Annotated in this window: 29 protein-coding genes; 4 read left to right on the top strand and 25 right to left on the bottom strand. The window is 53.5% G+C overall.

The window, feature by feature from the left end; genetic code table 11:
* Nucleotides 1-3 precede the first annotated feature (3 nt).
* The 17 genes from ABNV41_RS11470 to ABNV41_RS11390 form a co-directional block, all read right to left on the bottom strand.
* Complete coding sequence (locus tag ABNV41_RS11470; protein WP_349934731.1) at nt 4-5580, bottom strand: phage tail length tape measure family protein; 5577 nt, start codon at nt 5578-5580, stop codon at nt 4-6.
* Nucleotides 5573-6304: a hypothetical protein gene (locus ABNV41_RS11465; RefSeq protein ID WP_349934730.1), complete on the bottom strand. Its 732-nt coding sequence runs from the start codon at nt 6302-6304 to the stop codon at nt 5573-5575. Before ABNV41_RS11465 ends, ABNV41_RS11470 begins: the two co-directional genes overlap by 8 nt.
* 4 nt (nt 6305-6308) lie before the next feature.
* Complete coding sequence (locus tag ABNV41_RS11460) at nt 6309-6671, bottom strand: hypothetical protein (protein WP_349934728.1); 363 nt, start codon at nt 6669-6671, stop codon at nt 6309-6311.
* Between the two features lie 35 nt (nt 6672-6706).
* Nucleotides 6707-7141, bottom strand: coding sequence for a hypothetical protein (locus tag ABNV41_RS11455; protein ID WP_349934727.1), 435 nt, complete (start codon nt 7139-7141; stop codon nt 6707-6709).
* Between the two features lie 93 nt (nt 7142-7234).
* Nucleotides 7235-8545 (bottom strand): phage tail tube protein, encoded by a 1311-nt coding sequence (locus ABNV41_RS11450; protein ID WP_408871354.1) that lies wholly within the window; start codon nt 8543-8545, stop codon nt 7235-7237.
* Between the two features lie 42 nt (nt 8546-8587).
* A complete protein-coding gene (locus ABNV41_RS11445; protein ID WP_349934725.1) occupies nt 8588-9034 on the bottom strand; it encodes a hypothetical protein in 447 nt (148 codons plus the stop codon).
* Nucleotides 9031-9471: a hypothetical protein gene (locus ABNV41_RS11440; protein ID WP_349934724.1), complete on the bottom strand. Its 441-nt coding sequence runs from the start codon at nt 9469-9471 to the stop codon at nt 9031-9033. The genes ABNV41_RS11445 and ABNV41_RS11440 overlap by 4 nt, the downstream gene beginning before the upstream one ends.
* Nucleotides 9471-9794 carry a hypothetical protein gene (locus tag ABNV41_RS11435; protein WP_349934722.1) on the bottom strand — a complete coding sequence of 108 codons (324 nt, stop codon included), beginning with the start codon at nt 9792-9794 and terminating at the stop codon, nt 9471-9473. The genes ABNV41_RS11440 and ABNV41_RS11435 overlap by 1 nt, the downstream gene beginning before the upstream one ends.
* The gene (locus ABNV41_RS11430) at nt 9791-10444 is read right to left on the bottom strand and encodes a hypothetical protein (protein ID WP_349934720.1); all 654 of its coding nucleotides are present in this window, start codon (nt 10442-10444) and stop codon (nt 9791-9793) included. Before ABNV41_RS11430 ends, ABNV41_RS11435 begins: the two co-directional genes overlap by 4 nt.
* Nucleotides 10445-10456: 12 nt before the next feature.
* Nucleotides 10457-11674, bottom strand: a complete 1218-nt coding sequence (locus ABNV41_RS11425) for a phage major capsid protein (protein ID WP_349934719.1) — start codon at nt 11672-11674, stop codon at nt 10457-10459.
* Nucleotides 11675-11743: 69 nt separating this feature from the next.
* A complete protein-coding gene (locus ABNV41_RS11420) occupies nt 11744-12595 on the bottom strand; it encodes an HK97 family phage prohead protease (protein ID WP_349934717.1) in 852 nt (283 codons plus the stop codon).
* Nucleotides 12588-13922 carry a phage portal protein gene (locus ABNV41_RS11415; RefSeq protein ID WP_349934716.1) on the bottom strand — a complete coding sequence of 445 codons (1335 nt, stop codon included), beginning with the start codon at nt 13920-13922 and terminating at the stop codon, nt 12588-12590. Before ABNV41_RS11415 ends, ABNV41_RS11420 begins: the two co-directional genes overlap by 8 nt.
* The gene (locus tag ABNV41_RS11410; RefSeq protein ID WP_349934714.1) at nt 13919-15649 is read right to left on the bottom strand and encodes a terminase large subunit domain-containing protein; all 1731 of its coding nucleotides are present in this window, start codon (nt 15647-15649) and stop codon (nt 13919-13921) included. The genes ABNV41_RS11415 and ABNV41_RS11410 overlap by 4 nt, the downstream gene beginning before the upstream one ends.
* Nucleotides 15650-15949: a hypothetical protein gene (locus ABNV41_RS11405; protein WP_050819265.1), complete on the bottom strand. Its 300-nt coding sequence runs from the start codon at nt 15947-15949 to the stop codon at nt 15650-15652.
* A 156-nt stretch (nt 15950-16105) separates the two neighbouring features.
* Nucleotides 16106-16294 carry an HNH endonuclease signature motif containing protein gene (locus ABNV41_RS11400; protein WP_230844648.1) on the bottom strand — a complete coding sequence of 63 codons (189 nt, stop codon included), beginning with the start codon at nt 16292-16294 and terminating at the stop codon, nt 16106-16108.
* A 246-nt stretch (nt 16295-16540) separates the two neighbouring features.
* Nucleotides 16541-16999: a DUF6362 family protein gene (locus ABNV41_RS11395; protein WP_349934713.1), complete on the bottom strand. Its 459-nt coding sequence runs from the start codon at nt 16997-16999 to the stop codon at nt 16541-16543.
* 233 nt (nt 17000-17232) lie between these two features.
* Nucleotides 17233-18414 (bottom strand): hypothetical protein, encoded by a 1182-nt coding sequence (locus ABNV41_RS11390; protein ID WP_349934712.1) that lies wholly within the window; start codon nt 18412-18414, stop codon nt 17233-17235.
* 58 nt (nt 18415-18472) lie between these two features.
* Here ABNV41_RS11390 and ABNV41_RS11385 point away from each other — a divergent pair, with 58 nt between their 5' ends.
* Nucleotides 18473-19495: an IS110 family transposase gene (locus ABNV41_RS11385; protein ID WP_087652277.1), complete on the top strand. Its 1023-nt coding sequence runs from the start codon at nt 18473-18475 to the stop codon at nt 19493-19495.
* Nucleotides 19496-19718: 223 nt separating this feature from the next.
* Here ABNV41_RS11385 and ABNV41_RS11380 read toward each other — a convergent pair whose 3' ends face one another.
* Genes ABNV41_RS11380 through ABNV41_RS11350 form a run of 7 tightly spaced genes read right to left on the bottom strand, consistent with a single transcriptional unit; the run spans nt 19719 to nt 22952 of the window.
* Entirely contained in the window at nt 19719-20504 is a 786-nt protein-coding gene (locus ABNV41_RS11380; RefSeq protein ID WP_230844626.1) for a hypothetical protein, read from the bottom strand.
* Entirely contained in the window at nt 20488-21516 is a 1029-nt protein-coding gene (locus ABNV41_RS11375) for a toprim domain-containing protein (protein WP_349934711.1), read from the bottom strand. The genes ABNV41_RS11380 and ABNV41_RS11375 overlap by 17 nt, the downstream gene beginning before the upstream one ends.
* Entirely contained in the window at nt 21513-21932 is a 420-nt protein-coding gene (locus ABNV41_RS11370) for a hypothetical protein (RefSeq protein WP_349934709.1), read from the bottom strand. Before ABNV41_RS11370 ends, ABNV41_RS11375 begins: the two co-directional genes overlap by 4 nt.
* Nucleotides 21925-22110, bottom strand: a complete 186-nt coding sequence (locus tag ABNV41_RS11365; RefSeq protein ID WP_349934708.1) for a hypothetical protein — start codon at nt 22108-22110, stop codon at nt 21925-21927. Before ABNV41_RS11365 ends, ABNV41_RS11370 begins: the two co-directional genes overlap by 8 nt.
* On the bottom strand, nt 22097-22291 hold the full coding sequence (locus tag ABNV41_RS11360) for a hypothetical protein (protein ID WP_349934706.1): 195 nt from the start codon (nt 22289-22291) through the stop codon (nt 22097-22099). Before ABNV41_RS11360 ends, ABNV41_RS11365 begins: the two co-directional genes overlap by 14 nt.
* On the bottom strand, nt 22291-22770 hold the full coding sequence (locus ABNV41_RS11355; protein ID WP_349934705.1) for a hypothetical protein: 480 nt from the start codon (nt 22768-22770) through the stop codon (nt 22291-22293). Before ABNV41_RS11355 ends, ABNV41_RS11360 begins: the two co-directional genes overlap by 1 nt.
* The gene (locus ABNV41_RS11350; protein WP_349934703.1) at nt 22770-22952 is read right to left on the bottom strand and encodes a hypothetical protein; all 183 of its coding nucleotides are present in this window, start codon (nt 22950-22952) and stop codon (nt 22770-22772) included. The genes ABNV41_RS11355 and ABNV41_RS11350 overlap by 1 nt, the downstream gene beginning before the upstream one ends.
* A gap of 24 nt (nt 22953-22976) precedes the next feature.
* On the opposite strand from ABNV41_RS11350, the gene ABNV41_RS11345 reads away from it, so the two are divergent.
* Nucleotides 22977-23363, top strand: a complete 387-nt coding sequence (locus tag ABNV41_RS11345) for a hypothetical protein (RefSeq protein ID WP_050819273.1) — start codon at nt 22977-22979, stop codon at nt 23361-23363.
* A 450-nt stretch (nt 23364-23813) separates the two neighbouring features.
* Nucleotides 23814-24506, top strand: a complete 693-nt coding sequence (locus tag ABNV41_RS11340) for a hypothetical protein (protein WP_349934702.1) — start codon at nt 23814-23816, stop codon at nt 24504-24506.
* A gap of 46 nt (nt 24507-24552) precedes the next feature.
* On the opposite strand, the gene ABNV41_RS11335 is transcribed toward ABNV41_RS11340, so the two are convergent.
* Nucleotides 24553-24759 (bottom strand): helix-turn-helix transcriptional regulator, encoded by a 207-nt coding sequence (locus tag ABNV41_RS11335; protein WP_088364652.1) that lies wholly within the window; start codon nt 24757-24759, stop codon nt 24553-24555.
* Between ABNV41_RS11335 and ABNV41_RS11330 the strand changes: the two genes are divergently transcribed.
* Nucleotides 24758-25204 (top strand): helix-turn-helix domain-containing protein, encoded by a 447-nt coding sequence (locus tag ABNV41_RS11330; protein WP_250698370.1) that lies wholly within the window; start codon nt 24758-24760, stop codon nt 25202-25204. The genes ABNV41_RS11335 and ABNV41_RS11330 overlap by 2 nt on opposite strands.
* Nucleotides 25205-25279: the final 75 nt, after the last annotated feature.

The raw sequence follows: 25279 nt of genomic DNA, 5'->3' as shown, positions 1-25279 counted from the left end.
AGATTACTTTACGCTGGCAGCCCGTATGAACTGCTTTAATTCCTGAACAACAGCAGTTTTCATGCTGTCCACCGCTTGTTTGACCTGATTTGTGGCATCTACCGCATTGGCAGAAAGTTGCTTGGCCAAGGCTGCGGTAAACTGCCCCGTATCCACATTGGCTATGGATTGCAGCATAGCCAGGTTGTTCTGAAATTCCTTGGCGTAATCTACGCCGGAACCAAACCACTCCTTGGCCAGTGTCAGATCAGACTGGGAATCTGATTGCAGGCGCGAAAGCGCGTTGTAATCACCACCCATGGCAGCCTGATAATCAGTGTTCAGATTATCGTTGGCTGCCTTGTATTGATCTTCCACAGACAGAGGCGAGGCATCAGATGTGGCCAGACCCTGCACATAATCCGTCAGATTGGAAAACACAGACGCCACAGAAGACTGTGCCTGGGAAAGATATTCCTGCTGCGCTTCCGTGGCTTTCTCCTGATACTCGGTTTGTATCTGAAGACGTTCAGCTGCCTGTGTTTTTTCCAGATATGCCAACTGCTGCTGATAAGTGACGTTATCGGCAAAGTTATCACCCAGAAAGCTGCGCCAGTTATCCTGAAGCTGCTGGATTTCCTGTGCAGCCGATACCTGCTGATTGAGAAGATCCGCACCTTCCTGATCACCCGTGGCAGACAGATAACGCGCCTGCACGGACTGGTCAGATTGCGAAAGCGTAGTCTGCTCATTGGCAATCATGGCAGCAGCAATGGCGTTGCCCTTATCAAGCAGCGCCTGGGCATCCAGACCGTAGGATGCTGCCGTGTTGGCAGCGTCCTGATATTTGGCCTTAAGATCATCCACCTGCTGCATCAGGCTTTCGGAACCCGTGGCCGTGACATTCAGCAGCCCCGGCATTGTGGTGCCCACAAACTCCTCAATGGCCTCAAACTTGCTTTGCAGGTCATCTACGGAATAGGTACCACCATCCAGCGTTGAAAGCGCTTTGGCCATATCTCCCGTGTAGCCGGTGAAATGATCCACCGTGACATGGGAGCTATCATCAAACTTTGAGACAGACACTTTCATGCTGTCCAATTCGTCTGCAAGGCTTTTCAGGCTTTCCAGATCCTGCGTGAACGTGTCCACGCTATCGAAGCTGGACGGCATAAGCTGCTTCAGCTCCTGCTGCATGGTGGCGTCTGAACTGGTCAGATCCAGATCAGGCAGCAGATCTGTCAGGCTGTAGGTGTGGGATTTCTTGCCCTTTTTAGACCATCCCACCTTGCCGATGGTACCCGTGTTTGTGGCAGAAACCCCGGTATATCCAAACACATTGTTGATGCTGTCCAGATCACTTTGCAGGCCGGACGCCACGTTATCATTGCCGTGAATATGCTTGTACACATGGCCGCTGATATCCAGCATCCCATCGCTGCCTACGGAAACATACTGATAATCCTTCTTCCTTTTGGCAAAGAGCTGCGACAGAAGATTGTAGGCCATATCACCAATGCCGAAGGCCGCACCTGCCATGCCCATGTAGGAACCGATGGAAGAAACAGCACTGCCAACGCTGCTGAAAATGCCGCTGCCATCGGCTGCCTTGCCAGAAAACAGGTTTTCCAGACCTGAAAACATGCCGCCACTTTTTGCAGCTGATCCGGCTGGATTGCTGATCTGGTTTTTCACATTCAGGGCTTCCCATGGGGAATAGGCCCAGCCGGATGATGTGATGTCGTTTCCTGTGCCGTAGCTGGACAAGAAGCTGCTGGAACCTGAACTGCTGCTGCCTTCTGATCCGGTTTCACTAAACAGATTTCCAATATCTGCCAGCGTTGTGCGGGTTTTACCGTCCAGGGCATTCATCAGCGGATTGATAAGGGCAAAGCGTGCAATCACGCTGGCAACCGATGCTTCCACACCCTGCAACATGCTTTTGAAAGACATGCCTGCCGATGTGCCCTGCACGAAGCCTTGCACCACCCCATCGGACAACTGCTCGCTCATATCGCTGATGGTGCCGGTAAAATCATCTAAAACCTGAGTTTGATGCTGGTAGGCCGCAGTAGCGTCCGAGAGCGCATCAACAGTTTTCAGATATTTCTGTACCGCCTGATCCTGCAGGGAGTTGCCTTTTTGCAACTGATCCTGCTCGGCCTGCATGCGGTTGATCAGCTTTGTTCTGGCATCTGCATTCTGACCAATCGTGTCGGTTTCCGCACCCAAAAGCTGGAGCTGATTGTTATTGGCAGAAGTCTGCTGCTCTAGCTGTATTTGTTGCGAGACGGAATACTGACTATCCAGTGCCTTAGTGCGTTTTTTTACAGCATCTACAAAGGCTGGCGTACCTTCCTGGTAATGATCCAGCGCATCCGTGTAGGCCTGCACATAATTGGTAGCATGTTCTGCCGCCGCACCGCCTTGCGTCCATGCTTCTGCAATCAACCCCTGAAGAGAGGTGTTGCGCTGCATGACAGACGTGCTGGTGGTATACTCTGCCGCCAGTGTGCGTGCTGCGGCAGCCTGGACAAGCGCTTTCTCGCTGGCTGAAGCCAGACCGCCAGAGAGCTGCCGCGCAGCATCATCAGCCTGCTGTGCGGCATCCACCATAGCCTTGTTATAGCCTGTCAAAGCAGCTGCGGATTGCGTGGCGCGATCCTGCTGCTCCAGAAGCTCTGCAAACGGCCCACGCAGGCCGCCAAGTGCCACTTCCTCAGCCTGAAGCTGCCCAGTCAGGTTTTTCATGGCAGCATTATAGGATTCCACGTTTCCGGAATCATAATGCTCGACACCCAGCGCCTTTAGTTTGGCAATGGAGGATGTCAGACCTTCAATGTTGCGCTGATGATCCGCAATCTGACCACTCAGGCTGCCGTCAGAGCCGATGTGTGCATCAATTTCCTTTCTGTCTGCCTCCCATGCGGCGGTATTTTTTGTAACTGCCGCCGTCTGCGCATCCACGCTGGCTGTTGTGGGAGAAAGTTTGGCAGCACTGTAGGAGCCCGTGGTATTCGTATTGCTGGGCATGGAGAATTCAGGATCAGCTGTATTCCCCTGGCCTGTGATATGAGCGAGGTTTGTAGCGCCTACAAAATTCAGACTGCTTTCGATACCGCTTTCAATGCCATTTCCCAGCCATGCTGCGCCTTCCTTGACGGTATCCCATATCCCACTTGCTGCATTTTCAACTTTCTCTGGAACTTGTTCTACCAGACCAATCAGATCGGTAAGGGCATTGATGCCCTCAGTTGCCATACTGACAATGCCATCACCCATATGCTGAAAGGTGTATGTGACAGCATCACCGACACCGCCGGTTTCATCCTTCAGGTTTTTCAGAGCCGTCTGGAACGGTGTCAGTGCCTGCTCTTCTGCACCCTTTGTGGTCTGCTCCATGCGTTTGAGCACGGTATCCACAGCGCCGGCACGATCTCCCATCTGCTGCATGTGCTGGACACTGAGCACCAGACCGGCATTGAACCCGGGCAGTCCCTGCTGGGAAAATTCCTCTGCCGCCTTTGCCGGATCCTGTAGCGCAGATGCCATGGTTTTTGCGGCATCAGGCACAGTCTCGCCCATGATGGCTGCCAGATTACGGGCATCCGTCATGTAACGCTCAATCTGGCTGCTGTTGACGGTTGGCACAGATACGATGGTCTGCACGGCCGTGCGGCTGTCTGACAGGGACAGATCACTGTCACTCTGGTGCAGCGAACGCGCAGCCTTTTCTGCAGCGTCTGCCATATCGACATAATCAGTGCGTGTGGCACGCAGATGCGTGGAAAGCTGAGCAAGATTTTCCTGCTCACTCTCGGCATATTTGCCCATACCAAGAATGGCCGCACCGGCGGCCCCAGCAGCCACAGCAAGGCCAGCCGGCCCAGTCAATCCGCCGATCACGCGTGTCAGCGCACCATCCAGACCGCCCATCACCTGCACCATATTGGGCACCTGATAGAACGCGGCCTGCAAGGGGCTGCCACCAGCCAGAACCTGATCGAAAAACTTATGGGTTTCGTCAGCAAGAATACCCATTTCGAACGAGGTCAACTTAACTGCTGCTGCGTTGCCACCCTGTGCCGCTTTCTGGCGGTTCAGGGCATCTGTCGCCTTATCGACATACGCATCACGCTCCGCCTGATCTATGATTTGGGCTTTTAATGCGGCATCAGCTTCTGCAACTGCTTTTGCGTAATCCTGTTCTGCCGCAGCCAATGGCACCAGCTTGGCACGTGTGGCATCTGCGCTGGCAAGTGCCGCTTCAAAATCTTCCTGCCGACTGTCTGCCTGCCCATATTCCGGCGTGCTGACACCAGCCCATGTGTTGATTTTCTCCTGGGCACCGGCGGCCACAGATTCACGCTGCAAGCGCAGCGCTTCCTGCTGAGCCTGCACGTTGGCGGCAATGGCGTCTTTCTGCTTCTGGTAGGATGCCGTGGCGCGATCCATGGCAGCCAGATATTCGCCAAGGGTAATGACATCGCGTTTACGGGCATCGCTGGCAACAGCAATGGCACTGGCGTAATCCCGCTCTGCCGCAGCTAACGGCACCAGTTTGGCGCGTAGATTGTCAACTTCCTGAAACGCCTGCGTGACATCTTCCAGTCTGGATGCACTGAGATCGTCACTGGGCAGAGTGATGCCCAAGCTGCTGTTGATGCTGTCCTGATGATTCTGTGCAATCTTAGCCAGTGCTGTTGCAGATGCACCGCTCAGCTTGGCGTATTCTATTGTAACTTCCTGTAACCCAGCCTTGTACACGTCCAGCGTTATCAGGTTTTTATCAAATTCCGCGCGCAATTCACGCAGAGCCATGGTTTGCGCCAGATCTGCAGCAGACATTTTATCAACAACGGCGGCTGCACTTGCGCCGCTTTCGGCCATCTGGCCAAAATCCGCAACTGTGGCAGCCTGCTCTAGACGCAGTTTGGCCAGACTAATTGCGGCTTCATCCTGCGCTTTTTTATTAGCCTCCAGCAGGCGGCTAACATCTTCAGGGTTGGTGCTGCCATTTGCAACCGCAGCACGGCCACGAGCATCCAGCCGGTCATATTCGTTTTGCAGCAGGCGGATCTGCCGCTGCGCTTTGGAAATGCTATCCCCAGCGCGGGCAGCTGCGGCCTGCCACGAAACATCAGCCTTGGTCGCATCCTGCGAAAGAGCGTCAGCAAGGCCAGTAGAAGCATCTTTTGCTTCCTTCATGCTGTCACGGAATGCCGAACTAATACCGCCAGCTGCAGCAGAAGTCTCGGCCACGGCATCCTGAACGCCAGACAGCGCGTTTTCTGTATTTTTCGCACCAGTCTGCACATCATGGCTGATTTGGGACACACCATCGCCCAAGTGACCAAGTGAGCTGGTGAGCTTTCCAGATCCTGCCGTGGCAACTTCTACCGTGCGCTGGATAGCCGTTTCAGCATTTTCCATGCCCTTGACTACTGCAGCACCAAGGCCTTCACCGCTGGCCGCTACGTCATCAATCTTGTCCTGAAGCCCTTGCATACGCGTACCAATAGCGTTGGCAGGTTCCGCTGTTTGATCATCCACAATAGCGCGGTTGATGATCTGATTGATAACGGTAGTGGCCTTAACCATTTTCTGACTCCGTCAGCACAAGAGCTGGATACGTCATGACCTGACCGGCAGCGCGATCCTTGCGGTTGCTGCGGCGTGGTTTTCTGAGGCGTTCAAACCCATCGGCTTTTGACCAGGTGAGACCGCTTTCAATACCTTGCGCCTTCAGCACGTAGGGCAGGGATCCACCGCGTGCATCCCGACCATCTGTGAGGTTGATGAACTTTCTGTTGAGTATGAGTGTGGGAAACTGGCGTTGCGTGGCCTGCCTTACGGCTTCCACAATACCCGGCGGCACACTGGTAATTTGCCCACCCGTATCAATCTTGCGGGCGTAGGGCATGGTGTTGACGATTTCTACAATGCTGCCTTTGGGAATGGTGACTGTATTATGCGTCCACCATCGCCCGTTCACGCGCACAGCCCACGCTTTACGAAATGCGCCAGTGCGGGCAGGAGAGCGCTTCTGACACTCTTCCAAGGCAAAGGTCACACCCTGCGCCAGATAGGAAAACACATAGCTGACAATCCCGTTATCCAGACGCACATGCTCTTCCGCATCGTTCATGCGGCCATCAACAAATGTGCTGAATACGGGAGAGGCAGCGCCTGCGGAAATCTGGGCATCACGCAGATCACGGCATTCTTGCGCAACCAGATCATGCAGGCTTTGTGATGCGAGCACATTGCGGGTGGCCAGATTGATCTGTTCCCGAATGACGTCTGCCATACGTGCCCGTGCCATGATGCTATTTTTTCCTGAACGTGTGTTGCAGATCTTCCGTGATCTGTCGGTTACGGATCTGAAGAAATGCCTGATCCATTGATTTGACGAGCTGGAACGTAAATTCTGTTTCCGCCTCATTCAGCCGGCGCATCTGGCACCAGTGCAGGATCTCGGCATCAGCCAGTGGCTGCGGATAGGCGATATTACGGATGGCCCCTATGCCTGCGCCAAATCCCTCTGGCCGATGCAGGCGCGTGCCGGCTACGCCGTGCCAGCACCGCCAGGGCAGCATGTTGGCGGGCTCCGGATCAACTTTCCGCAGCCACGCATCACACGCTTCCCAATCCTGCGCTGGCGGTGGCAGCACGCCGCAGCGCCCTGTCACTGGCCCATCCACCAGATGCCAACGCAGGGCGGCGATCAGTTTCCCTCAGCGGCCTGCATCTGTTCCTTGGTTGCGCGGCCAACAGAAGCTGCGGCCTGCAATGCCAGAGCAAGCAATGCGCGGTTTTCGCGGTGCGTGATCATTTCCTTGAAAGTGGCGATATCAATCGGGGTGCCATCGTCATTTTCCAGACCCTGCACGTCAATCAAGCACTTTTCACTCAGCGCCTGTGCCTGGCACGCATCATCCATGGAAGGCGGCAGGTTGTTTTCATTCACCGGAACATCGGTTGCAGACAGGCCGGCATTGTAACGGATGGCAGCAGCGCGGCGGAGCGCCCACAGGCGGTCTGCATAATCTGCCGTCATGCCTTTGGTGACGATGGTGAACTGGTCTGTCACGCCAACGGTAACAGGCGTGCCCTCAGCGATTGCAGCAGCGTTGCGGGTAAAGGAAGAAAGTCTGGCCATTGTGTAAAACCCTGCGAGTTGTGTGTATGAATAAAAAAGGGCCGGACTATTATTCCGACCCTTTACGAAACGAGTTTTTCAGAAAAGGAACGGTCAGGAGCCGGTAGGCGCAACGCCACTCAGGCGCATGATGGCAAACGTGCCACCGCCCGTTGCCGGATTGCCTGCAATATCAAACGATGCCTTTACGGTCTGATTGGTTTGCGAACTGTTCACCTTGCCGTTCCGCAATGCCGCATTCAGGAAGATGAAGGCGTAACCGTTGCCTGCATCATCAACTGTTTTAACAATGATGGTGCCCTGTGTGCCTGCCAGCGCCGCGTTGTATTCATCCCAACTGCGGAAATAGAATTCGAGGCTCCCAGATGCAGTAAACTGCCCTGAACGTACGCCGCAGGCATCTGCGTGGCCCATGCCGTAATCATTGGCGGAGCCATCACGCGCCAGTGTGCAGGTAAACTGAGTCAGGCAGCCCTGTGGAGACTTTCCAAAAACGGTAGCGCCCAGGAAATTGTTGACCGAGTTATGCACCACGCCAGATGGCGCAGGCAGAACAGAAGCCGCAATATCCGTGGTGGACTGCACTTCATTCGCGCTGGTGGCATCAATGCTAACAGTACCAAACTGCGCCTGCTGCAACTGGAACTGCACCTGCGTAATCAGGCTGCCCGGATACATCAGGAACTGCCCAAGCAGTTTTTTGCGAATGGTAAACGTTTTATCCAGATTACCGTTCAACAGGCTGGGAATGAAATACGTGCTGTTTGCCCCAAGATGTATCGAGCCAGTGCCGGCCAATCCGTAGCACTGCTTCAATAGCGGGGCTGCGGAATTCAACACGCCGCTGCCAAAAACAAAAACCGCTGCATTGGGGACGGAAACGGTATCAATTTTGGTATATGGCACGCTGATCACAAAACCGCAGGATGGATCAGAAATGATCAGATTTCCTGTTGCAGGAAATTTTTTGGCGCTGGTCACGTCTGCTGTTTGCAAACAATCTACGCCATTCATAAATGTGCTATCAGAGGCATGCAGAACATCACCGCCTGGATTGCCCATTGAAACGGCATTGGCAGACCAATCAGCTCCCATGACGCCGGCAATCAGATCATCAAACGTGCCCGACGATAGCGCACCGGAAATGGTGCCGGATGCAGAAACCTGCGTGACGACATCCTGAGAAACTTCCTTGAGGGAATTGATTTCTTCCGGACGCCCGGTTGTCTCCGCACGAGAAAAACTTTCACCCGTAATGCGCAGCGCCTGATAATTTCCGGTAGGTGGCGTGGCGTAGGTTGTTTCCAGCGCAAAATCCATGCGCGTATCATTGGTTTGCGCACCAGCGGCCAGCCCTGCTGTGGCTCCAGTAAAAGCCATGATTACCTCAATAAAAAAGGCCACCTGAAGGCGGCCTACGTTGAAAGAATGGAGATAGGATCAGCGTTAGCTGGCAGGCGTTGCCGTGCTTTCTGTTCCGCTGGAGGCAGGTGCTGCCTCAGTGCCTGATGTTGCCGGTGCCGCTACAGGTTTCTCATCCACCGGCATCAGGCCGAGGCGGAAACCCATATACTGCGACATGGACAAACACAGATTGGACGCATCGCACAGCGTAGAAACAAGCTGCTGCCCGTCTTCCACCCACGGTTGATCTGTGCCGCCAACTTGCGCCAGAACCGTATATGTTTTGCCTTTTTCGGCATCCGTTACGGGCGAGAAATCCGGCAGGCCGCGCACTTCATGATACAGCCACGCGCCATAGCGCAGGCCTGCACCAACGGTGGGTGCAATCAATGCCAGAGCAGCAGTGGTGCTTTCGGCTTCTACAGCAGCGCCGGAAAGCTGAAACTTTCCAGAATTGGCGGCAGTTTCGATAAGAGGAAAGAATTTCATGGGGTTTGTTCCGTAATATTCTGCCAGCGGTAATCCACCATCAGCGTGGCGACATACCAGTTACCTGTCTGGGCAAGAAAAGAGGGTGGCGTATAATTCTGGCCATCGTAAAACAGACCAGCTGGCCAGCGTTTATCCGGATCTACCGGCTGGGTGCGAAAGGCCGCTTCAAACGCATTCATGATGGACAACACGGTGGGCGTGTTCATCTTGCCCTGCGGTATCCAGAGCATGATGCAGATCTGCCCGCTTTCCTGTGCCTGCTTATCACCTAGTTCCAGGCTTTCTATGCTGGAGGATGCCAGATCCAGTGCCGCAAAGGCTTTGATCTCACCTGTAAAATCCCATATCAGCGGATCTCCAATCAGCAGCCCCAACTTTGCTGCTACGGCACTGGCGCGGGCATAGGCATCATTCCAGACTATTTCCGAGGGCATTAGTCGCCTCCTGCTGCAATCAGCGTCCAGCCGCAGATGGTGGCGCCGTCATAAACGGGGGTGGCATCTGTCAGCGTGTAGGTTTTGGGGCCATCCTGAAGGTAGAATTGTGCCCGTGGCGTCACGTTGGCCGCATTCAGTTCATCCGCCAGCGTCTGGGCAATGAATGCCGCCTTGGGCATGCCATCTGCCAACTGTGATGACTGAGGCGGCGGTGCATATGCACGCAACGTGACCGGATTGCTGCCATCCCGTGCCGTGAGCACCATCTGGCGGCCTTTGGCCATGATCTGGCGGCGGCGGCGTTCTGTGCGGTAGCTCACCGGATACCGCCAGCACGATAACGAGCGAGCGCATCAGCTGCGGATTGCGGCATGCCAGCAAGCCCCGGCGCAGGTGTATTCCACGACGTGGAGCCAACACCCTGTTCTGATTCTGATTTCAGAAGAGGGTCACGACCGGATGAATTCCAGATGCTACTGGCGACCAGACGCACGGCACGCTGAATATCAAGCGGCACAGACCAAGGATCCGAAGGCGTACCGTTCTTATCGCCAGGCGCAATATAACCAGCTGTGTAGGTGACAACATATTTGCCAGAGATCCACAGTGGCACACCATTATCCGCAGGCCAGATAGTGCCTGAATTTGGTTCGATATTCAGGGCCGCAATCTGGTCTCCAGTTAGTAATGCGCCATTACTGGAGAAAGCATTGATCTGGACAAGCGGATAATTTTTCAGGACTAGCCCCAGCAACTTTTCGCCAGGAGGAATATCAAAAATATCCCGCCAGTCTGTCTGAAGGATTGGCCGACCGATATAAGCGACAGCCATGCTGGAGGCTTCCAGCAAAATGCTGGAAAGCCTTGTATCCTGCGTTGCGTCTGTAATGCCCATATCGGCCTTAAGATCCTCCAGCAGCGCCAAGGGCTTGAGGGCCGATGGCGCATTTACTGGAATACTGCGCTGCACGGTCAGTTCTCCTTAGCCGCCCGCTGCGGGCGCATCTGCCGCAAAGGTGCCTTTGATCAAGGCTTCCGGACGATACACAGCCAATGCCAGACGTTCTTCCGCACGAATGGTAACCATGTTTTTCTGGAAGTTGTCGCTATCTTCGGTGGAGATGGCGACTGCCGCTTCTTCACGATCAAACACCTGTGCCGCATACTGGAGCGCACCGGTCAGGAAGTTACCTGCAGCCATGGAAAGACTTTCCGCAACTGGCAGTCCCCATAACGTGGGAGAGGCAAGACCTACCGGATTGGCAAACACATAGCGGCTCTGGGCATCCTTGGTCAGTTCAATGCTGGCCCAGTCTGTAGGGTTAAGCACATGACCTGTTGCTGGATATTCTGCCAGAGTTGCCTGAAGCATGGCCAGACGCAGCGTATCAATCATGGTGGCGTTTTCTACTTTGACGCCACTCGGCTGCGCATATCCAGTTGCCTGCACCATCAAACCTTTCAGGTTTACACCTGTGCCGTCACCGTTCAGCAGTTGGTTATCTTCGCGCAGCTTCAGGCCGTAAATCAGCCGCCCGTTGATGTAGGATGACAACATGGGCGCATCTGCCAGAACCTGTACGGATGCCAGCACAAAATGTGCAATGGTGCGAACGGGCAGGTTTTCCAGGTCAAATGTGATATCGGACTTGGGCTTTGCTACACCCGGGTTTTCTGCAACTTCTGCTGCGTTGTTCGTGAAGCCGGTTTCCTTCACGTAATCAATAGCGTTGGAGGATGTATTGCCGGGCATCAGCAGATCACGCACAACGAGCTTGCGCTGAGGTGGCGCCACAACACCAGCCACACGATCTGCCACAACAAGGCCCGTGCCAGATGTGCCTGCAACGGCAGAGGTGATGTTTTTCAGTTCAATGCGAGCACGCCCAGTCCATGCCCCGTTTTCTTGGAGGATGGATTTAACTTCTTCGGAATCAATCACGTACTGACCAACGCTTTTGGCTTCTGGCTGTTGATTGCCACCACTCCGGCGGCTGGCTTTCTGTTCCAGATCCGTCACACGGGCAGAAATGTCTGTCAGAGCAGTCAGCGCCTTGTCTGCACTGGCTTTGGTTTCATCCGTGACCTTACCAAGGTTTTTCAGCTCGGTCTTGGAGGTTTCAGCAAAGCTCTTGACTTCATCCGTGGCTTCAGAAAGCTGCTTGATGGCGGCTTTGTATTCAGTTTCCAGTTCAGGCATCGGGTTTTTCCCATAAAAAAAGCCGCCTCAATGGGCGGCTGTGGGTGAATGAAAAGCAGTTTTGTCAGATCACAGACGAAAACTGGAAAGACCAGGTGGCACCAGAGAAGATCCGGGTTTGGGTGCTTCCTCGCCACGCACGGCGGCCATCAGGCCAGCCGTTACGGATTTCAGCTCCGGCAGCATGGGAATTTTCCCATCCTGCAACGCCTGCTTCATGCCTTCGGGCATGCGCTGGCCTGTCAGGGCTTCATAGGCATCCTGCAAATGCCCCAGAAGCTGCTGGCGTTCCTGCGCCGTGGGGGCATCGTTCCCTTTCAGGGATTTCTGATAAATGCCTAGCGCGGCTTCCAGCGCCTGCACGGCAACCGTTGGCTGCACAGTGGACTTGAAGGCATCGCCCCAGCGCCGCTTGAGATCCGTGACACGGGCCTGGGCATTGCTGGGATCATCCACCAGGCTGACCTCATACAGATTGGCCTGCTTGATCTGGCGGCGTGGGCCTGCGGGATCTGTCATTTTCACAGATCCATCCTTGGGGATGCTGAAGCCAATGGATAGACCGCCCAGCGCACCATCCTTGACGCGCTCATACAGCAGCTTCCCGGCATCCGTATTGGTACCGGAGATCTTGCCCTTGACGTGCAGGCCCTTGCTGTCTTCCGCCACGTCATTCCACACACCAGCAGGCACGCCGTCACCGCCAAAAAAGCCGTGCATGACGTGCATGGGCAGAACACGGCCCTGCGCCTTGCGCTCGGCAATGGATTTGGCGAAAGCCCCCGGCAGGATCACATCACCATGTGAATCCGTATTGCCGAAAACAGCGCCGTAACCTTCCACATGGCCGGTTTGACCGTCAGCACCGGCAATAGCCTTGTATTCGAATGGAACGGCGCAGACTTCCATGCCGTCAATCATCGTCCGGATCTCCTATTGTGCCATTTGGCTGTGGTGGAGGCGCAGGCGCAGATCCAGTAATGGGCTGCACATTTGGTAACACACCAGCCTTGCCCACATCTGTTAGCGGGATCATCTGCGCCTGTACGGTTGCAATATCGCCGCCTGGAATTGGTGCCAGACCTTCCTTTTCACGGATCTCATTGCGGGTTTTGATCCCGTTCTGAACCTGCGCGGCTTCAAGCTGGGTACGTGCCTGACTATCTGCCCGCAGCAGCGCATCCACGTTGTGCTGGGCAAAATATGTTTCCTTTTCAGTAGGCAGCAGAAGGCAGCGCGTAATGGCTTGCTCTATACGCACCAGCCACGCCTGAAGCGTGTAGGTTAGAAACCACAGGTTCATTTGCTCCAGGCCGGATCCCCATGCGGTAGATTTGCTCATATGTCCGATCATGACCGGAGCGACACCAAACCAGCGGCAGAGTGTTTCCACGTTAAAGGCTCGCGTCTGAAGCAACTGCGCATCTTCTGGGTTCATGCCGATACTCTCGACAGTCCATCCACCCTCCAGAAGCGGCGTTTTGCCAGCATTTACGGCGCCCCGATATTCATTCAGGATTTCCTTGGCCCGCATCACCTTGGTATCGTCCAGCCAGTCAGGGCTTTTGATATAAGTCTGGCTCAACAGGCCATTTGCGAACATGCGCGAGGCAGTTTCTTCTGCTGCCATGGCGCTGCCCATCTGCTGGCGGCCTGCGCTGATGGGGGACATGCCCATCATGCCGTCCAGGCAATACCCCTTGATGTGCAGGATCTCGCTTTCTTCCAGCGTGAGTGTCTGCCCCTGATACGTGTAGGTGTAGATCAGCATGCCGCTGTCGCTATCCCGCGTGACGGTCATGCGGTCAGGCCGGAGAGGGTAGAGGGCAATCACGCGCTTTGTGCCAACATCGTTCCAGATCACCTGGGCAAACGCGTTTCCCCACAACATCAGGCAGGCAACCATGGCCGACCAGAATTCCATGCCGGTCATGTCTGAGTTGGGCGCATTGTAAAGAACACGATAGAGCGGATGATCCCGCGCTAGAGTGGAGGAATTACCATCCTCACTGCGCTGATAGAGCTTTAGCGGCATTGCTCCGATGGTGTCGGAGATCAGCCGCGTGCAGGCCCAGACCGTATCCAGCTGCATGGCCGTATCGACAGAGACCATTTTGCCGCTGTAGGTCGGGCCGCCCGCAAGAAATGTGCCCAGGCGCAGATCTGTCAGATTCACGCCGGTGGCAATCAGGGATACGGCATTTGCTGCTTTGAACAGCCACCCCCTGATTTTTTTCCGTAATGTCATACTGACAGCAATCCTCTGCGCATGAAGCTATCCATTGTGGGCTTTGCTTGCGGGTTTTTGGACATAAGGGTCACCGCGTTCAGCAGTGACATAAGCGGGTCAATCTTGAGGTAACCAGAGCCTTGCTTGGTGATGATGATAGCGTTGCCACGCCCTTCGGCCTTGGCGTTGCTGACAGCCCACGCCATGATGCGCTGGCCAGCATGCAGCAACGTACGGTCTGCCAGCTTGCGCTCTGTGGTTTTGATAGCGCCGGAAAGCGTCCAGCCCTGCGCAACGCCGACAACGCGTGATCCTGAAATCCCACGGTCTGCCAACGCATCTACAACCAGACCAACGCCTTGCGGATCTAGCCCTACCATTGCCAACTTGCCGGATTTGTTGACGTATCCCAGTGCGTCAGCAATGCCTTCCACATCAAGCCCTGGCTCTTCTACCAGCACCAGATCACCTTGCTTGGCGAAATCCTCCAGCTGAGAGGCTTCTTTTTTGCGGATATCCAGAACGCACTGCATGACCCAGCTTTTCTGCCAGTGCAGCCACTGATCTGTGACGCTATCGCGCCCCAGCACAGAAAGTGACATCAGATCATCCAGACCGCCGCCATCAATGCCGCCGACAAGCACGTCAGATCTGCTGATGATTTCATCAAGCGTCAGATCTGGATCAGCCTGTTCTTCCCAATAATCAGCACCAGCCCAGCGGTCATTCCGTAAAGCAAGGCCGATTTCCACATTCAGATGCTGTGAGGCCCATTTGATCAGATCCTGAATGCCTTTGGCTCGGGATTTCTCAAATTCCTCTACCAGCCGCTCCAGTTTGAATGATCTACCAAGGTTGGGCAGCACCATGTGCCACAGGGATGGATTTTCCCACGGCGCTGCCTGCCCGGGTAACGTGGCAGCCTTCTGAATATCCTCTGGAAATTCATACAGAACGGGCAGCACATCGTTTGCTACGGGTATCAGCTGATCATCATCACCCTTGCGATAGGATTCCCCATCACGAATGGCACGCGCCTGGAGCAGATCATCACGGAACACCCCACGCGGCGGCTTTACGCTTTGCGTGGTGATGGTGATCAGGAAAGCTTCTTCCTGACTGATCATGCCGCCGCGGATCTGGATCATCACATCCTCGGCTTCCGGCTTGATGGCAATCTGATGCTCTTCATCCACCAGAACGCCCGCAGGCTTCACGCCGGTCATAACGTTGGCGTCAAACGCCTTAATGCAGAGCGTGGCGCCCGTTGGCAGATACGTCAGAGTTTTGATGTGTGCCTGAAGCTTGAAGCGTTTACGCAGATCTTTGTTGAGGTTGACCATGCCCGCAGCCTGACGGAAGGCCAGGCCGGCAATGTCTTTGGTCGGAGCTACAATCAGAAATTCAGCATTAGGCCGCTCATTTAGAAGAACAGCGACCAGCATGAGTGCTGCACCCATCGTGGTTTTGCCGTTCTTTTTAGGAACGAGCAGAAAAACCTCACGGATCAGGCGCGTTTTTGTTTCTGGATCCAGAGAGCCAAACAGCATGGCCACGATATCGCGGAACCAATCGCCGCAGGCATCACGCAGAAGGGGCGTGCCCAACACATCAGGGATACGCAGAGCGTCAAAATACGCCACAGCCCGTGCCGCCAGATCAGCATCTACTGGAGCGACATCGGGAAGGAGAGATTTCCCTGCGCGAATACGCTCCCGCCAATCTGGACGGCTGAGATTTAGCATTTAATGCCTCACAGGCGGTAAGCTGGAAAATGTAGCATCGTCTGACGACTGATCTTCTGGGAAGAAATCCCCTTGCCCCTCGTCTGTCCGGCGCGGCGCAGGTTTTGCGTGCTTGTATGGCGCCAGTTTGTCAGCAGCCATCAAACGCCATGAAGGAGGAGCCTTTGGATCCTGCAAAATGGCCTGCCAATAGATTACGGGCGTAAGCTTGGAATAATCTTCTATCAGCGGCCCTCTGTATTCTTCCTCAACCACCTTCTTCTTTCGGCCAGCACCAGGACGAGCGCCGCCGCGTGCCATTTGACCCTCCTTTGATTTCTTTGATTTTTTTCAAAAACGTTTGAAAATCTGCGCGTGAGACTGGCGCGGTTCAGGTGCCTTCGTCCGGCTAGACTTTTGACTACCCCCCCCCAACCGTATCGAAAACGTGAGGAAATCTGCAGAAAACTGCCATTTTCAGCGGGTGTGACGCGCCGCCATTCGGGCTGCGCGAGCGCGGGCAGTCTTTTTTGTGTGACAGGAGCCGCAAAGCAACTGGATGTTTGCTGGATCCAGCTTCGCGCCGCCATCCTTCAGCTCAATGATGTGATCACCAAACAGACGTGTGTTTGTGCGACCGCAGGCCTGACAGACGGAACCGCGCATTTCAACAAGATGGCGCATGAGCTGTCGCCATTCCCGAGAAAGGTAGAATGGATCAGCCCGTTTGGGTGCGGTATGCGCAATGCGTGTATCGAAAACTGGCGGCCCGACAGTCACGCATTTAAGGCGTGGTGCCATTGTGGTGCTCCGGGCATAAAAAAAAGGCCGCGTAGCCTGTTGGCTGCACGACCCCTGATCATGGTGTCTAAAAAAGTATATTTTGGCGAATTTGGCGAGTAAAAAATGCAGTTAGGTGTAATTTTTTTTCGTGATCTCGGCTACTGCCTTGTAAAACCAGCCTTTTACGGTTTCGTGACGCTTTCCCAAAACACTGCCAATCTGCCTCCAGCTATAGCGATGTTGCCGTGAGAGCGGGTGGATCATCATCCAGAGCAGCACGACGCGGCGGTGACTGACATTGGAAATACCTTGTACCCAGGTGAATGTTTCATCCATGCGGGTAATGGCGGCAGCTGTTGGCATGGGTGGCCGGACTTCACTTTCTGCCGTGAGCGTCAGCAGATCATCCATGTCCATCAGCGTTTCGCCCCAGACTTTGCCCCATCCAGCTGGACGGACACCGTGGGCTGGCAGGCAGGCCAGTGTGTATCCGGCCTCAAACAACCGATCTTCCACGGCCTGTGCCATTTCCTGCCCGCTTATGGGCTTGATGGCTTTCATTTCTAGCGAGGTTCCTGCGGTTCCCATGTGGTTCCCTTCTGGTTCCTTTTATTATTTATATATATCAATAGGTTAGAAAGAAAGGGAACTAAGGAACCAAGGGAACTGCTATTTTTCTCTCACAATGGATTTGAGGCACGGAGAGCGTGCTTCTGTATAGGAGTGAAAAAACAGGTTCCCTATAGGGGTTTTGGTTCCCTTTAGGAAATATAACGAACTAATGGGAACCATCGCGGTTCCGTTGCGGTTCCATGGTTCCTTTACAGCCCATCGTCACCATCATCAGACAAGCCAAGCTCACAACACCTGACCCAGAAGCAACCCTTGTTCTTCTTACCATCCATGGTGATGGTAATCTGATGCCCGCGCGCGTTACGCGGCGGCGGCCTGTAGCTTTCCATTCGCGAAAACTCATAAACGAACTTCTGCCCGGCAAATGGCGTGTCCTTGAACAGCGCAGTCAACATAGCGTTGCGCGGCCAGATCCACAAGCCATCACCTTCACTGCCACGCGGCACATCCTGACCGCTGCGGGGCGTGGGTTCATTCCGTCTGACAACCCTGATACCATAACTTGCCAGAACGGATGCAACGTTTTTACGGGAGAACGCATTTTCCTCTATATCCGGCTTTTCTTCATTCACCGGCACCAGCATGCGCTCTATCAGTGATGAAAGTGACCGCCGATCTGTTGAGCGATCCATTTGCACCTTTTGCGAAAGCAGATGATCTATCATCTGTTGGCTGCCACTTGCGGCTTCCGCCGTTTCTGCCGTGCGGATGTAACCCATAACACTCCTTACAATATGATCTGCTTCCGTTTCTGCTGGCACGGTGTCGTTAGCTAATGTCCACCAACCGGCCAGCAATGACCCCATCTGATCCATTTCACGCGGCTGACAACCGGAACGGCCCACGGCGGCACGGAGGATCACACGCGCCGCACTATAGCGCTGCCATCCTGCCAATGCGCGGCCCCATAGCTTTGACCCGATTTCCTTTGCCCATTCAGCAAATTCCCGATGTTCTGCCGTGTGGTCTGCACCGTTTTTAGGTGCCTGCATTTCCACCAGTGTAAAGCGGCCCAGATGCTGCGCTTCCATATCCGGTGGCCGGATGGATGCCATGATGATGGAACCAGCCACCGCAATCTTGCGGGCGATACCATCCGAACCGCCACGCGCACCTTTTGTGCCTTCGCCACCCGTTGCGGACAACACCAGATCCAGCAGAGCACGGGCAGCACGTTGATCCACACGGTCAGACGCCTCATCCACAAGCATGGGAATGGCACGACCATCCACCATCTGTTCAATACCGGCCTTTGATGCGTCATTCGTAGCGAATTTGAGCGGAATGGCGTTTTGCAGCACACGCAGCAGGGAAGATTTACCGCAACCAGCAGGCCCTGTTAGATGGGGTGGTTGCCGTCCTCCCCGCACGGCATCGCAATGTGCCAGAATGGTCGTTGGAAGAAACGACTGCGCGAAAGGACGGCAGATGAAGGATACAGTGATAGGCGTTGATCTGGCAAAGAACATTTTCCAGGTTCATGGAGCTTCGCGTGCGGGCGAGGTGATGTTTCGCAAAAAGCTGCGTCGTCAGCAGTTTATGCAGTTCATGGCCACGCAGCCGCCTGCTCTGGTCGTTCTTGAAGCGTGCGGGAGCGCGCATTACTGGGCTCGCGAACTGGCAGGAGCTGGTCACGAGGTCAGACTGATCGCTCCGCAGTATGTGAAGCCTTTCGTGAAGCGCCAGAAGAACGATGCTGCTGATGCGGAAGCGATCGTCATTGCGGCCCGGCAGCCGGAAATGCGCTTTGTCGAACCACGCACTGAAGCGCAGCAGGCGCGTGGCGTTCTTTTCCGGGCCCGGCAGCGTCTGGTGCACCAGCGCACGGAACTGGTGAATGCCCTGCGTGCCGTTCTGTATGAATTCGGTCTCGTCGTGCCACAGGGGATTGCGCATATCAGACACATTGAAGCCATGCTGGATGAGGCGGTTCTGCCAGAGGCTGTGAAGCAGGAATGCCTTGATCTGCTGCGACAGATTTCGGAGCAGAGTGTGCGGATTGATGTCAGAACAAAGAAGATCAGGATGCTTGCCCAGGAAAGTGAAAACACCTGCAGATTGCAGAGCATGCCTGGAGTGGGTCCTCTGACCGCTCTTGCGATTGAAGCTTTTGCGCCTGACCTGCAGAGCTTCCGGCGCGGGCGCGACTTTGCTGCGTGGCTGGGGCTGGTGCCCCGTCAGTTCTCATCTGGCGGAAAGGAAAGGCTGGGGAAGATATCAAAAGCCGGGCAGGCTGATATCCGCAGGCTTCTCATCATGGGCGCCATGACCCAGGTGAACTGGGCCAGCCGTAAGGCCCCTGCACCGGGAAGCTGGCTGGCACGGATGCTGGCCCGCAAGCCCCGTATGCTGGTAGCCATTGCGCTGGCCAACAGGATGGCACGAGCCATCTGGGCCATGGCAACAAAACAGGAGGATTATCGGGATCCGGCCCTGTCCCTGGCAGCCTGAGCGATGGCTCGGCTCCCGCGGATGGAACCGGTAGGGGTGTGAGAGGGCGATGACCTGAATGGGCGCATGATCGTTTGATCCGGATCGGAAAAACCAGTGGATTTCTCTGTGCTTTAAAGCACGCCTGTGAGATTTGGATCTGATCCGCTGATCACCATACCGGCCAGTGGCTTCTGAAAGGCCACATCAACAGGCCTTACAGAAGACCGCACACGATCACACGTCAATATTGGTCAGAAAACTCTTGCATAACGGACGGTAACCACAGAAGAAATCCGGCAGGACGCCACGGAATGGCCGCGCCATAATACGCACAGGCCAACATGCCCATAACAATGATATCGCTTCCTTCCAGCCGGAAATCCCACAATTCCCTGACTTGGCGCTGAAATTCCCTCGCATCAATCGCCTCGCACGGCTCTGCTGGACGTGGCTCAGCTGGTGCAGCAGCCCAGATCTGATTGCCAATGCGCGTGCCTGGTAATTCCAGCTTTGAACCCACCAGAACACGGTCGCCACAATGCACCACTGGCATACCTTCTGACGTAGGCCAGATACCCGGACGGCGGATCTGTATGTGATCGCCGAAAAGGCCAGCAGAAAAGCACTCACGCTGAAGGAACTGGCAAGTGTGATTGATATTAAAGTCAACCACAACTTCACGCGCTGTTTCATTGCCTTCTGCATCCTTGTCTTTGACTTTTGCCGTTTTCGGAAATGTTTCTTTCAGCCAGTCGATATTGCCACCGAACAACGCCACCAGATCTGGCCGCCGTGTCATTTGCGATGCCTTGAGCACACGCAGCTGACCAACGCGATCAAGAAAGTAAAAAGACCCGTCCAGATGCCCGATGGTGACAACAGGGCAGGGCTTCTTTTCTTTGGTTTTGGGAGGACGTCCACCATTATCGGCATTCTTGCCACCTTCAATAACTTGGAACTGCCGTTCTGCCGTATTGATGGCCGAACGGATGGCGTCTAGGCCGCTTTCTTCATCTTCCGATAACATCGTTGAAATCCTTGCCTTTTGGCGGCCAAGCCACATCTACCGTGCGCCCTGCTGACAGGTGCGTGTCTATGGCTTTACGCAGGCCTTTTTTGGCCGCCGTGCTTTCGTCCCGATCTGCCAGAATGAGCACGTTGCGTGCTGTATCTGGCAGACGGATCGTTCCGAGATTTGCGAGAGAGATTGCTGCTAGTACCCGCAGATCCGGAAGGGCCATGGCAACGGAAAGGCATGTTTCTATGCCTTCACCAATCGCAATAACCTCATCCGGTGAAACCTGTTTGAGTGTTGTGCCGGCCGCACCTTTGCGCAACCGGATACAGGCGCCACGGAAACTGCCCAGAACTTTCTTGGGAATTTCCAGTTGTGCCTTGGCCCATTGACCACCATGCTGGCCGAGCCACGTCTGATGCACGGCAACGCACCGCCCATTCAGATCTGTGATGGCAGCCAGCATGGCAGGCAATGGAGCTTCTATTTCTGCACAGTAATGCTCTGGCGCAAACCGCAATGCACCGGGAGGCCGATCAAACTTTTCCAGCTTGATGCCGCGTGCCTGCAAATAGAAATCCACAGGCGTGTTCAGGATATTTGGCTGGGCATTCATCCAGATATCCCGCGCACGGCTGACACGCTTTTTAGCGTCTGCTTCTTCTTTTGCCTTAGCCTGTTCAGCTTTTTCACGGATTTCCGCACGGCGCACTTCCACCGTTTCCGTGCTCAATCCCAGCCAGTTGCAGGCCCAGCGATATGCAGCACTCAGATCACGCTTTGTCAGGCAATGCGCGACCAGATCCAGCGGATCACCACCGATATCTTGCGAAAAGTCTTTCCACACACCGGCTTTTGCACCGTACAGATGCACAGCTAGCTTTTTGCCGGGCTCACCTGCTACAGATCCGGCCATCCATTCAGCGCCGGTTTTCTTGCCACCGGGCAGCAGCTCACGCGCCAAAGCCTCCATCTGGCTGGCCAACATGGCGGAAACTTCCGCAGCTTTCAGCTTGCCGCTCATACTGCGTTCCGAACAATAAAGCGCTGCACCGGAAAGCCATAACCCAGCACATTAAGCACTGGCATGACGCCGCGCCGTGCATTCTGGATGTTGGATAAGTGGCCTTTGCTGATACCAAACCGGCGTGCAGCAGCTTCCTGCGTTCCGCAACGCCGGATAAAAGTATTCAGTTTTTCTTGGATTTCGTGGAGTGATGCAAAGCGACCACTGCCGTCCCGCACTGGATAGCGCAGAACTTTGACCAAGCCAAGAGCTTTGCAGACACCATCACTGATAGATTGCATAGCTTCTGCATCACGCACGGACTGTTCTTTCAGCCCATGTTTGCGGGCAAAGGCAGCAAGGCTTTTTTCCGCAGCAATAGCGTTACGCAACCGACCGCAGAAATCATATCCGTCCAGCAGCACCTCAGCCATTGTACTGCCTTGTCTGCCGAATGGCTTTGCGTGGCGCGCACCATGTGAAGCCACTGGACACACGCGACTGCATGGAAAGATCAGGCTGCACGCGTGCGCTTTCACGCAATGCCTGCGCATTGAGAGGACGGCGGCGGAAAAACCGGCATGCAGATTTGGCGTTTTTATGACGCGACATGAGAAGAATTCTCCTGCGCTGCATGCTTTTTCTTTGTAATTCCAAGAAAAGCACGGCGCTTTTTAATGGATATTTCCGAAATACTCAGCTTTCTGGCTTGGCGGCGAATACTGAAACCACACCGGGCATAGTGCCGGATTTTAGGATCAAGCTCCCGCCAGTTAATTGCTTCACGTGCCATCAGGATGCACTTGCTCCATCAGCAACGTTCACCTGTAACGGCTTGCCATCAGCGATGATTTTATGCGCTGTGGCTTCAATATGATGCAGGGACGTACGGGCACGTTGCGCGTATGTGAGTATTTCATGCGCTTCCTGCACATCCACATTGCCATCTGCCATGCTTTCAAAGCCCTTTTGCAGAACCTCACTGGTGGCCTTGGCAAACTTTCCCATATCGTGTGGCAGCAGACCGTTGCCAAACTTGACCGGCACTAGGGCAAAACCTTCTGCCTGAGCCATAACGGAAAGAATAAGCGGCTCTTGCGCCTCTTTATCCAGCTCAACAGCAACATCTACCGGCACCACAGACGCTTTTTCACGGTTGCAGTAATCGGAAAGCTGCGTGATGCCGACACGCACAGCGCGAGATATTGAATCCAGACCACCACAGGCTTTGATGGCCGTACGGGTAGCTGTTTTGATAGCCGCGGTTAGCATCAGGATTTTCTCCTGATGAACTGCCCGACCTCATGGAATACTTGAATCCGCAAACGATCTACCGCATCGCGCACAGCATACGTAGCAGCAACCTGCTGGTCATTTAGTTCACGCAACAGATCAGAGCTGCTGGTAGCGGCATTGATACCGCCACCAGCTTCATCCACAGTGGAGGTTCCCACGACTCCAGCAGAGGATGAATTCTTATGTCCAATATCCCGCAAACGCCGAGCGAGCTTTTGTGGAAGCTGGCATATTTTGTTACTGATGCTATCGGGCAAGCTTCGTGCGAAAGCGAACTTCGCCTTGATCTTGAAGCGACAACCCAGCTTATGCAGCGCATTAAGAAAGTACTGCCGCAAGACAATGAATGGTCCGCCTACCTGACGCCATTCATGATTTGGCGTACAGTTTATAGTGTGCAGCGGCACTTTTTTTATACGGACAGGTATAAAACTGAAGATGATATTATAAAGCTTATAGATGATAGCGTGCTTCATCTGAAAAAAGCATTTAGCTCTACAGATGACAGCGCAGAAAAGTCTACAATTGCTTCTGACAGCTTCCTTAGCAGAGGCTTGCTGACTACTTAAGCGCTCACCCGTTAATACGTAATGTACCGCGCGGTCCGCGATTAAGAGGCCATCGCATAGATCTTCATTAGTCACGTGTGGGCTTTGGAAAATAGTTTCTAAAGCCCATTTGCGTAGGTGTTCTGCTTTGTCCATCCGAAACGATTCCGGCTGACAGGAGACGCCTTTAACGGCATGGTTGGTTTCATGGGAATTAGTCATGCCATAACTCCAGTGGTTTCATTTTTCAGGAAGGTAGAAGTGCAGACACCAATATTGCTGCCAGTGCCTACTTCGTTCATTATCTTTTCGTCAGAAACAAAAAGGAACGAAGTTATGGAAAACGAAAAATTAGACATTCTAAGTAGTATTAGGAAGCTACAAATTGCCAATTCAGATAGAATAAAATAAATTTTATCAAGAATTGATAGTATAGAGGCGCAGGTGAATTGCATACAATATATATTGTATATGATTTTCCCTAGGTTTCCCCGTGAATGTGGCAAAGAAGCAAAAAGTATTCTTGAATATCTATGCAAGACATCTGCCAACGATTCAGAAAAAAGTTCTAAATATAAAGCAATAATTCCAAAAATTGCAGAACTTTGGATAAAACGCTTTGCTGAAATGACACCGCAATCACCTACAGCCTCCGAAACACCAAATATTGAAATAGCAGATAAAATCACTGTTTTAGAACAAACGGTTGAACGTTTGCGTGAAATAGTAAATTCGATATCGAATGATAAAGTTCCGAGAATTTCTATGCGTCGATTAAATAAGGCTCTTGGAGAACATTCTATTCTCACTACCAGTATATCGGAAAAAATAGATGATGATGAAATTTCAGATATCGAAGCAGCTATATATGATGCCCAAACATTTTCTGAAAGAGCAAACCAAGATACCCGGCGAACAAAAAGCGCCATGGAAGTGCATCGTGTTATTTTGGCTAAACTGCTTAAAAATTTGCAGCCCTCAGATGTCTCAAACATTCTGGAAGAAACCAAAGCATATGCAAGTAATTTTCCCGAAGATCCTATAAATCCTGATAAAATTCGAGCAGGCAGTAGACAGCAGGTGGCAGGCATCGGGCTTGATGGCCTTGAATTGCGAGCATTTAACAAAGAACTAGATGCCATCACCTCTCTATTAAAAAGCTGATTTCTAACCAACAGATAAAAGTATGGAGTTGCATCATCATGAGCTGTCATCGTTCTGCAACTCCATCGGTTTCTTCAGGGATAAGTTCCTCCAAAGAAACACCCAGCACTTGCGATACCGCGCGCAGCATCCGCGCTGGAATCAGCGCTTTTCTGCTTATCCACCGGGATATGGTTGGCTCGCTAACTCCCATTTGGGATGCGAGTTGAGCTTGGGTTACCCCACGCTCTTTCAGGATGGCCCTCAAAGACATGTCAAAACTTTATTCTAATGAAACTTTCAGGTCAAGAAAGTTTTCCTTTGAAGGCATCCACCTATTATGTGTGCATAGGCACAATGCTGTTATGAAGGAAAAGCAGCTAACTGAAGATGAGATTGCTAAGAACCGCCACACACTGCGGTTCGTTAAGCCTTGGATGAAGTTACGCGGCCTTACACAAAGGAAGCTTTCTGAGGAACTTGGAATGTCCGAGCCGTCAGTCTCTAAGTGGCTGAATGGTAAGGTAAATATGACATTATCCCAGTTCACTAAGGTAGCTGAGCTTCTAAATACTAACCCTGAAGATCTGCTCTTTGATCCAAAAGAAAAAGATAAAGCTTCAAAATATAAAGAGGCGGCTGAATTGGCAGAAAGCCTAGATCCAGAAGCGTTTCGTGTATGGATAGCTGCAGGGAATGCAATGCGTAAGAAGGAATAACTTTCATCAAATGAAATTTATTATTGACTAAAGGTTTCTTTTGGTGAAAGTTTCCTCTATCGCCACGACGCGATG

Origin of the sequence: Acetobacter sp. A11-2 (assembly GCF_040208445.1) — a bacterium.
Taxonomy (GTDB): domain Bacteria; phylum Pseudomonadota; class Alphaproteobacteria; order Acetobacterales; family Acetobacteraceae; genus Acetobacter; species Acetobacter oryzoeni.
This window is presented reverse-complemented; position numbering and strand designations above follow the sequence as displayed.

Bases quoted from the DNA above. Each gene is read 5' to 3' on its own strand.
- ABNV41_RS11420 (WP_349934717.1), bottom strand. From the start codon at position 12,595: ATGATTGACGGCATGGAAGTCTGCGCCGTTCCATTCGAATACAAGGCT.
- ABNV41_RS11345 (WP_050819273.1), top strand. From the start codon at position 22,977: ATGTCCAATATCCCGCAAACGCCGAGCGAGCTTTTGTGGAAGCTGGCA.
- ABNV41_RS11440 (WP_349934724.1), bottom strand. From the start codon at position 9,471: ATGCCCTCGGAAATAGTCTGGAATGATGCCTATGCCCGCGCCAGTGCC.
- ABNV41_RS11470 (WP_349934731.1), bottom strand. From the start codon at position 5,580: ATGGTTAAGGCCACTACCGTTATCAATCAGATCATCAACCGCGCTATT.
- ABNV41_RS11410 (WP_349934714.1), bottom strand. From the start codon at position 15,649: ATGCTAAATCTCAGCCGTCCAGATTGGCGGGAGCGTATTCGCGCAGGG.
- ABNV41_RS11415 (WP_349934716.1), bottom strand. From the start codon at position 13,922: ATGACATTACGGAAAAAAATCAGGGGGTGGCTGTTCAAAGCAGCAAAT.
- ABNV41_RS11405 (WP_050819265.1), bottom strand. From the start codon at position 15,949: ATGGCACGCGGCGGCGCTCGTCCTGGTGCTGGCCGAAAGAAGAAGGTG.
- ABNV41_RS11370 (WP_349934709.1), bottom strand. From the start codon at position 21,932: ATGGCTGAGGTGCTGCTGGACGGATATGATTTCTGCGGTCGGTTGCGT.
- ABNV41_RS11330 (WP_250698370.1), top strand. From the start codon at position 24,758: ATGTCAAAACTTTATTCTAATGAAACTTTCAGGTCAAGAAAGTTTTCC.
- ABNV41_RS11425 (WP_349934719.1), bottom strand. From the start codon at position 11,674: ATGCCTGAACTGGAAACTGAATACAAAGCCGCCATCAAGCAGCTTTCT.
- ABNV41_RS11385 (WP_087652277.1), top strand. From the start codon at position 18,473: ATGAAGGATACAGTGATAGGCGTTGATCTGGCAAAGAACATTTTCCAG.
- ABNV41_RS11465 (WP_349934730.1), bottom strand. From the start codon at position 6,304: ATGGCACGGGCACGTATGGCAGACGTCATTCGGGAACAGATCAATCTG.
- ABNV41_RS11360 (WP_349934706.1), bottom strand. From the start codon at position 22,291: ATGGCACGTGAAGCAATTAACTGGCGGGAGCTTGATCCTAAAATCCGG.
- ABNV41_RS11380 (WP_230844626.1), bottom strand. From the start codon at position 20,504: ATGTTATCGGAAGATGAAGAAAGCGGCCTAGACGCCATCCGTTCGGCC.
- ABNV41_RS11400 (WP_230844648.1), bottom strand. From the start codon at position 16,294: ATGCGCGGTTCCGTCTGTCAGGCCTGCGGTCGCACAAACACACGTCTG.
- ABNV41_RS11455 (WP_349934727.1), bottom strand. From the start codon at position 7,141: ATGGCCAGACTTTCTTCCTTTACCCGCAACGCTGCTGCAATCGCTGAG.
- ABNV41_RS11355 (WP_349934705.1), bottom strand. From the start codon at position 22,770: ATGCTAACCGCGGCTATCAAAACAGCTACCCGTACGGCCATCAAAGCC.
- ABNV41_RS11335 (WP_088364652.1), bottom strand. From the start codon at position 24,759: ATGTCTTTGAGGGCCATCCTGAAAGAGCGTGGGGTAACCCAAGCTCAA.
- ABNV41_RS11375 (WP_349934711.1), bottom strand. From the start codon at position 21,516: ATGAGCGGCAAGCTGAAAGCTGCGGAAGTTTCCGCCATGTTGGCCAGC.
- ABNV41_RS11340 (WP_349934702.1), top strand. From the start codon at position 23,814: ATGATTTTCCCTAGGTTTCCCCGTGAATGTGGCAAAGAAGCAAAAAGT.
- ABNV41_RS11365 (WP_349934708.1), bottom strand. From the start codon at position 22,110: ATGTCGCGTCATAAAAACGCCAAATCTGCATGCCGGTTTTTCCGCCGC.
- ABNV41_RS11445 (WP_349934725.1), bottom strand. From the start codon at position 9,034: ATGAAATTCTTTCCTCTTATCGAAACTGCCGCCAATTCTGGAAAGTTT.
- ABNV41_RS11395 (WP_349934713.1), bottom strand. From the start codon at position 16,999: ATGGGAACCGCAGGAACCTCGCTAGAAATGAAAGCCATCAAGCCCATA.